This window comes from Microbacterium resistens NBRC 103078 (assembly GCF_001552355.1).
Classification (GTDB): Bacteria; Actinomycetota; Actinomycetes; order Actinomycetales; family Microbacteriaceae; genus Microbacterium; species Microbacterium resistens.
In genome coordinates, this window is record NZ_BCRA01000163.1 from 1 (window position 1) to 5,851 (window position 5,851).

Annotated in this window: 5 protein-coding genes; 2 read left to right on the top strand and 3 right to left on the bottom strand. The window is 74.9% G+C overall.

All coding sequences use genetic code 11. From position 1 onward, the window contains the following. Nucleotides 1–1,106: sensor histidine kinase (locus MR1_RS18120; RefSeq protein WP_255218196.1), on the top strand; the 1,106-nt coding region annotated here is incomplete at its 5' end. Further along, on the top strand, nt 1,103–1,783 hold the full coding sequence (locus MR1_RS18125) for a response regulator (RefSeq protein WP_067250382.1): 681 nt from the start codon (nt 1,103–1,105) through the stop codon (nt 1,781–1,783). The genes MR1_RS18120 and MR1_RS18125, both read left to right, overlap by 4 nt. A gap of 36 nt (nt 1,784–1,819) precedes the next feature. Here the strand turns inward: MR1_RS18125 and MR1_RS18130 are convergent, their stop codons facing one another. The 3 genes from MR1_RS18130 to MR1_RS18140 form a co-directional block, all read right to left on the bottom strand. Further along, on the bottom strand, nt 1,820–3,832 hold the full coding sequence (locus tag MR1_RS18130; protein WP_067250386.1) for an iron ABC transporter permease: 2,013 nt from the start codon (nt 3,830–3,832) through the stop codon (nt 1,820–1,822). 130 nt (nt 3,833–3,962) lie between these two features. Continuing rightward, nucleotides 3,963–4,991 carry an ABC transporter substrate-binding protein gene (locus MR1_RS18135; protein ID WP_157518363.1) on the bottom strand — a complete coding sequence of 343 codons (1,029 nt, stop codon included), beginning with the start codon at nt 4,989–4,991 and terminating at the stop codon, nt 3,963–3,965. 65 nt (nt 4,992–5,056) lie between these two features. Continuing rightward, nucleotides 5,057–5,845, bottom strand: coding sequence for an ABC transporter ATP-binding protein (locus MR1_RS18140; protein WP_067250392.1), 789 nt, complete (start codon nt 5,843–5,845; stop codon nt 5,057–5,059). Between the last annotated feature and the right edge of the window lie 6 nt (nt 5,846–5,851).

Here is a 5,851-nt window from a genome sequence, read left to right on the forward strand (position 1 = left end):
CGCTGGTGAGCCGGATGCGCGAGGCGTTCGGCCTGAGCGGCGTACGCCTCGTCGCCGCGGACGGGACGATCCTGGCCAGGGACGGCGAGCCCCTCCCGGACGGCCGGTCCACCTCCGTCCCGGTCGGGCGCGGCGCGGACGGACAGCCGCGCGCGACGCTGGAGCTGCACGGCGACCCGCTCGACGCCACCGGCCGGCGGCTGCGCGACGCGATCGTCGCCCAGCTCGCGGCGGCCATCGAGCATTCGGAGCTGCGGGAGACCGCCCGCGAGGCGGAGGTACTGGCCGAGACCGACCGCGTGCGCAGCGCCCTGCTGTCCGCGCTCAGTCACGACCTGCGGCGCCCCCTCGCCGCCGCGATGGCGGCCGTGGGCGGGCTGCGCGGGACGCACGGGCTGTCGCCCGAGGACCGTGCGGAGCTGCTGGCCACCGCGGACGAGAGCCTGGACACCCTCTCCCGGCTCGTCACGAACCTCCTCGACGTCAGCCGGGTCGAGGCCGGGGTGCTCGCCGTGTCCTGGAGACCGGTCGACGGCGCGGGGATCGTGCTCGCGGCCCTGGACGAGCTGTCGCTCGGGCCGGATGAGATCGAGCTCGCGCTCGACGCCGACCTCGCGCCGCTCTGGGCCGATCCGGTCCTGCTCCGCCGCGTCCTCGTGAACCTGCTCACCAACGCCGTCCGGCACGCCCCGGCAGGCACCCGGGTGCTCGTCTCGACGAGCAGCCTCGGCGCCCGGGCGGAGATCCGGGTCGTCGACCGCGGCGCGGGCATCCCCGAGGACCGTCGCGAGAGCGCGTTCCTCCCCTTCCAGCGCCACGGCGACACCGACAACGCCACGGGGCTCGGCCTAGGCCTGGCCCTGTCCCGCGGGTTCACCGAGGGCATGGGCGGCACGCTCACGGCGGAGGACACCCCCGGCGGCGGGCTGACGATGGTGGTCTCCCTGCCCCTGGCCGCCCGCGAGGACCCGGCCGGGTCCTGCCCTCGCCCGACGACCGGCGAGGACGGGGACGAGACCCTGACCGCCGGACCCGGCGCGTCGCGCCTCGGAGCGCTACGGCCCCTGGACCACCACGCATCCCCCGACCCCGAGGAGGGACGATGAAGCTGCTCGTCGCCGACGACGACCCCCAGCTCGTGCGCGCGCTGCGGATCACCCTGGCCGCGCACGGGTACGACGTCGTGGCGGTGCCGGACGGCGCCGCGGCCGTGACCGCGACCGTGCAGTCGCGGCCGGACATCGTACTGCTGGACCTGGGGATGCCGCGGCTGGACGGCATGGGCGTCATCCAGGCGATCCGCGGGTGGAGCGACGTGCCGATCCTGGTGGTCTCCGGACGGACCGGGTCCGCCGACAAGGTCGAGGCCCTGGACGCCGGAGCCGACGACTACGTGACCAAGCCGTTCCAGATCGACGAGCTCCTGGCGCGGCTGCGCGCCCTCGCCCGGCGCCGGACGACGGCGCCCGCGGAGGCGGTCGTGTCGTTCGGGGACGTGGAAGTGGATCTGTCCGCCAAGACCGTGACGCGCGCCGGGGAGCGGGTGCACCTCACCCCCACCGAATGGCGGATCCTGGAGCACCTCGCCCGCCACCCGGGCTCCCTCGTCACGCGGCAGGAGCTGCTGCGGGAGATCTGGGGCACCGAGCAGGTGGCCGACACCGGCTACCTGCGGCTGTACCTCTCGCAGCTCCGCAAGAAGCTCGAGCGGGTGCCCGGGTCGCCCGTGCACCTGCTCACCGAGCAGGGCATGGGCTACCGGCTCGTCCTCGATCCGTCCTGACCGGTCCGCCGCGGCCGAGCCGGCGCCCGCGTCGCGTCAGACGTCGCGCGAGCGCCAGAGCAGCCAGACGAAGTACGGCGCGCCGAGCAGCGCCACGATCAGCCCCGCCGGCAGCTGCGCCGGCGCGATGACCGTCCGCCCGAGCACGTCGGCGGCCCCCACGAGCACCGCGCCCAGGAGGACGGCCACGGGGATCACCCGGGTGTGCCGCGCGCCCACGAGGGCGCGGGCGGCGTGCGGGGCGACGAGCCCCACGAACCCGATCACGCCGACCGCGACCACGCTCAGCGCCGCCAGCAGCGCCGCGACCACGAGCAGGAGGAGCCGGGAGCGCTCCAGGCCCACGCCGAGCAGGCGCGGGGTGTCCTCGTCCAGCGCGATCACGTCGAGGTCCCGACGCTGGGCGAAGACGAGCGGCAGCGCGATGAGCAGGGCGATCCCGAGCGGGATCACCTGCTCCCAGATCCGTCCGTAGGTGGTCCCGGACAGCCAGGTGTACACCTTCGGGGTGTTCCACGGATCGCTGCGCAGCAGCACGAACGTCGTCAGCGCCACGGCGGCGTAGGAGATCCCGATCCCGATGAGGATGAACCGGTCGGCGCTGATCCCGCCGCGCCAGGCGAGGAGGTACACGAGCACGAAGGCGGCGAGCGCGCCCACGACCGCGCCGACCAGCATGCCGAACGTGGAGGCGGCCGCACTGGTCACGACGAGCACCGCGCCGAGCCCGGCGCCCCCGGTGATCCCGAGCAGGCTCGGGTCGGCGAGCGGGTTGCGGCTGACCGCCTGGGTGAGCGCGCCGGCGAGGGCGAGGGCCGCGCCGGCGGTGACCGCGGCGATGACGCGGGGCGAGCGCTCGTCCAGCGCGAAGGCGATCTGCGGCGGGGCCTGGCCCTGCAGCCACAGGGCGATGTCGCCGGTGAGCAGGGCCGTGCTCCCCAGCAGCAGCCCGGTGAGGATCACCGCCGCGAGCGCGACGACGCCGAGCACGAGCACGATGCGGAACCGGCCGGCGCTGCGCACGCCGGAGCGGATGCTCGGCGGCTGGCGGGTCGGCCCCGAGTCCCGCAGGCGCCGCGCCATGAGGACGAGGACGATCGCGCCGAGGACCGTGGTGGCCACACCGGTCGGCACCGCGAGGGCGCCCTCGGCGCCGATGAGGGCCCGCAGCACCGCGTCCGCGAGGATCACGACGACCGCGCCCAGCAGCCCCGCCGTCGGGATGAGCAGCATGTGCCTGCCGAGCGCCGGGACCAGCCGCGACAGCAGCCTCGCGAGCACCGGCGCGCACAGCCCGACGAAGCCGATCGGCCCCGCGAGGGTCACGGCCGTGGCGGTGAGCACCACCGACAGGAGGATCCCGATGATCCGGGTGGAGCGGACCGGGATGCCGAGGGAGGACGCGGTGTCGTCGCCGAGGGAGAGCACGTCGAGCCGCCGCGCGAGGACGAGGGCGAGCGCGATCACGACGAGCACCACCGGCGCCGCCTGGAGGAACGCGTCGATGCCCAGCTGGGAGAGGCTGCCGCTTCCCCAGGCGAGCAGTCCCTTCGTCTCCTCCTGGAACAGGATCAGCAGCGTCGAGGTGCCGGCCTGGAACGCCAGCGCGAGCGCGGATCCGGCGAGCACGAGGCGCGTGGTCGAGGATCCCGCGCCGCCGGCGAGGCCCAGCACGAGCGCCGCCGCGCCGAGACCTCCGGCGAACGCGACCCCGCCCGAGGCCCACACCGGCACGGAGATCCCGAACGCGGCGACGGCCGTCACGGCGAGGTACGACCCCGCCGTCACCCCGAGGGTGTCCGGCGAGGCCAGGGCGTTGCGCGACAGGGACTGCATGAGCACCCCCGCCGCGCCCAGCGCGACGCCGACCGCGACCCCGGCCGCCAGCCGCGGCAGGCGGGAGCCGAGGAAGAGGTCCGCGTCCACGAGGGCCGCGCCGCTGGTGCCCTGCGTCAGGTGCCACGCGCCGACGAGGATCAGCACCGCGACCAGGCCCAACAGCACGCCGACCCCGGCGAGCAGGGAGCCGGGCCGGGGGCCGGAAGCCACGGCGTCCGTGCCCTCCCCCGGTTCGCGGCCCTCCCCCGGCCCCTCCGGTCCCGCGGGAGCCGGGCGGCGTGGGGACAGGACCGCGCCCCCGCTCACCGCGGCGGACTCGTCTGGCTGCGGCACGCGCGGGTCACTTCGTGATGACGTCGACGTACGCGTCGATGATCTGCTGCGCCGAGCGCGGCCCGCCGAACATCCAGATCCCCGACGGGAACGCGAGCACGCGGTCCTCCTTCACGGCCGGGATCGACGCCCAGGCGGGGTTCTTCGCCGCGGCGGTGAGGAAGTCGTCCTCGGCGCCGGCCTCCGTGCCGGTGTGCAGGATGGTGGCGTCGCCGATCGTGGTCATGCCCTCGATGTCGGTGGTGCCGAGGCCGTAAGCCGGGTCCGTCTCACCGGTCCACGCGTTGGTGAGACCGAGCCGGATGCCGATCGCGCCCACGAGGGATCCGTCGCCGTACGGGCGCAGGGCCACGTTGCCGCCGTCCACCCAGCCGTCGAGGAAGACGAACTCCGTCACCGCCGGGTCGGCGTCCGCGACCTTCGCCTCGGCGTCCTTCAGGTGCTTCTCGAACTCCTCGGTCACGACCTCGGCGCGCTCCTCGCGACCGGTGGCCTGCGCGATGGTGTCGAATGTGGACAGCATCTGCGCGATCGGGTCCTTCGCGTCCGCGCCGATCGTGGCGAGGACCGGGATCCCGTACTTCTCCAGTTGGCCGATGATCGCGTCGTCGCGCGTGTTCGCCTCGACGATGACGAGGTCCGGCTTCGCGCTGACCAGCGTGTCCAGGTTCGGCTCCTGCCGGGTGCCGACGTCGGTGACGCCCTCGGGGAGCTTCTCCGCCGTGTCCCAGGTGGCGAAGCCCTCGGCGTCGGCGACGGCGACCGGCGTCACGCACAGCGTCAGCGCGTCCTCGATCTGCTGCCACTCCAGCACGGCCACGCGCTCGGCGGGCTTGTCGAGCGAGACGGTGCGGCCGAAGGCGTCGGTCACCTCGACCGGGCCCGTCGAGGTCTTCGTCGTGTCGTCGGCGCAGCCGGCGGCCGTGGCCGCGGCCGGGGCGTCCGAATCCTGCGGGGCGACGGACGTCGTCCCGCATCCGGCGAGGGCGAGGGTCACGGCGCCGAGGACGGCGAGGAGGGCGAGGGGTTTGCGCATGAGGGCTCCAGCTCGGGGCATCCGCGGGTTCGGATGCGGTCGGGTGTCGGGAAGAGTCGGTCGGGTCAGGCGGGGACCGCGGCGCGCACGGGCCGCAGCCGTTCGTGGTGGCGTCCGCGCGGGATGACGCGCACCCGGCCGGTGTCGGCGTCGTGGACCGTGTCGATGGTCAGGCCGTAGGCGTGCGAGAGGTTCTCACCGGTGAGCACCTCCGCCGGCGTGCCGGCCGCGAGCACCCGCCCCTCGTGCATGAGCACGACGTGATCCGCCACGGACGCCGCGTGATCCAGGTCGTGCAGCACCACGCCGAGGGCCGTGCCCCGGTCGGCGAGGTCGCGGACGAGATCCAGCGTCTCGATCTGGTAGCGCAGGTCGAGGTGGTTCGTGGGCTCGTCGAGCAGCAGGATCCCCGTGCTCTGCGCGAGAGAGGTCGCCAGCCAGACCCGCTGGAGCTCGCCGCCGGAGAGCTCGTCCACGGGGCGATGCGCCATCCGGGTGAGACCGGTGAGCGCGAGGGCCCGCTCGATCGCCTCGCGGTCCGCGTCGGTCAGCCCGGAGAACCGCCCCCGGTGCGGGTGGCGGCCGTGTGCGACGACGTCGCGCACCTCGAGGCCGGACGGGTGCGGGCGCGACTGGGACAGCATGGCGACGGTGCGGGCGAAGGCGCGCGCCGACAGCGTCGAGGCGTCCTCGTCGCCGACGCGCACGCGGCCGGACTCGATCCGGTGCAGACGCGCGATCGCCCGCAGGACCGTGGACTTGCCGCTGCCGTTCGGGCCGATGAGCGCGGTGACGAGGCCCGGGCGGAGCCGGAGCGACACGTCGTGCACGACCGGGGTCCGTCCGTAGCGCAGCGCGGG

Excerpts from the sequence above, each read along its gene's own strand:
- MR1_RS18125 (WP_067250382.1), top strand. The coding sequence starts at position 1,103 with ATGAAGCTGCTCGTCGCCGACGACGACCCCCAGCTCGTGCGCGCGCTG.
- MR1_RS18135 (WP_157518363.1), bottom strand. The coding sequence starts at position 4,991 with ATGCGCAAACCCCTCGCCCTCCTCGCCGTCCTCGGCGCCGTGACCCTC.